This window comes from Allobosea sp. 05T422_2 (assembly GCF_056396265.1).
The window spans coordinates 1-1,480 of the sequence record NZ_JBFTLD010000509.1 but is presented as its reverse complement, the minus strand read 5'-3'; the positions used below and the strand labels follow the sequence as shown (position 1 = coordinate 1,480).

Sequence of the window (1,480 nt, the reverse complement as noted above, 5' to 3'; positions counted from 1 at the left end):
GGATGGCGACGCCGTTGCCCTTCTTGTCATCGTTGGACGAGACCCGCACGCGCCCCACGCTGCGGAAGATGATCTCGCCGATGAGCGAAATCACGCCTGCGATCACCACGGCGATGATCATCATCCGGACGTCGCCATTGCGGATATGGGTCAGCTCATGCGCAAGAACGGCCTCGATCTCATCATCCGTGAGGGTCTGGATCAGGCCGGTCGTGACCGTGACGGTGAACTGCTTGTCGTTGACGCCGCTGGCGAAGGCATTGAGGGCTTCGCTTTCAACGATCGAGAGCTTGGGCACGGTGAGCCCCCGCGAGATGCAGAGGTTCTCCAGCATCCGGTAGAGCTTGGGGTTCTGTTCCCGCGTCACGCCTTTGGCGCCGGTGACCGCGCCGATCAGCCCGACATTGATCTTGAAGCCGATGAAGACCCAGGCCGTGGCCGCGAGCGTGATGAACGGAAACCAGGACCAGAACAGGTGGATCGTCTCTGAATAGACGCTCTGTCCGCGCGCGACCCCACCATAGCCATAGGCAATCAGGATCAGGCCGTAGCTTGTCAGATAGACCAGCAGGAACAGCCCGGCGATCAGGAAACCCGACCGGATCCGGTTGTTGCGCATATGGGTATAGAGCCCGAAGGCCTGACCCGGCATGGCGCCGCTCCGTTGCCRCTCTCGAGCCGGTCAGAACTTCACAGTGGGGGCGACATCGAGCTGCGCGCGTGCTTGCTCGCCGACATCGAAGAACTCCCGCGGGGTGAAACCCATCTGCGGCGCGAAGAACACGGCCGGAAAAGCCTGGATCGCAGCGTTGAACTCGCCGACGGCGTTATTGAAGAAGCGCCGCGCCGCCGCGAGCTTGTCCTCGACATTGCTGAGTTCGCTCTGGAGCTGCTGGAAATTGGCGCTTGCCTTGAGGTCGGGATAGGCCTCGGAAAGAGCGAGCAGGCGGCCCAGCGCGCCGGATAGCTGCTGTTCCGCGGCTGCCTGCGCTTGCKGGCCTTGGGCCGACAGGGCCGCGTTGCGTGCCTTGACGACCGCGTCGAAGGTCTCGCGCTCATGCGAGGCGTAACCCTTTACGGTCTCGACAAGGTTCGGGATCAGATCGTGGCGCTGCTTCAGCTGGACGTCGATATCGGCGAAGGCCTGGTTGACCCGCTGCCGCATCGCAACGAGCCCGTTATAGGTCATGACAAGATAGATGGCAGCGRCCGCAAGGAGCCCGAGAACGATCCAGCCCATGAATTTCTCCTCAGCGCCGGACAGCGCGGCGCGCAAGGTGGCATGAAKAGCAACTCTGGGGAAGCGGGGCCGGGCGCCGAGTTGTAAGGACCTTCTGTAATGGGCCTTTGATCGTCAAGTCCCTCTGAACGATATCTCGTCGCCAGGATCATGCTTCTGTCCGTGGTCAGTACGAAGACCGCCACACCATGCCATCAGATCCAGAGCCGACAGGTCAATCTAGGGGTGCGTGATTTGCCG

At 61.9% G+C, this 1,480-nt stretch carries 2 protein-coding genes; both read right to left on the bottom strand.

The genetic code is table 11. The annotated features are described in order from the left end of the window. The coding region (locus AC1DJT_RS36670; protein ID WP_476836059.1) for a M48 family metalloprotease at positions 1–652 on the bottom strand (652 nt) is incomplete at its 3' end. A 30-nt stretch (positions 653–682) separates the two neighbouring features. Continuing rightward, positions 683–1,240: a LemA family protein gene (locus tag AC1DJT_RS36665; protein WP_476836058.1), complete on the bottom strand. Its 558-nt coding sequence runs from the start codon at positions 1,238–1,240 to the stop codon at positions 683–685. Positions 1,241–1,480 lie beyond the last annotated feature (240 nt).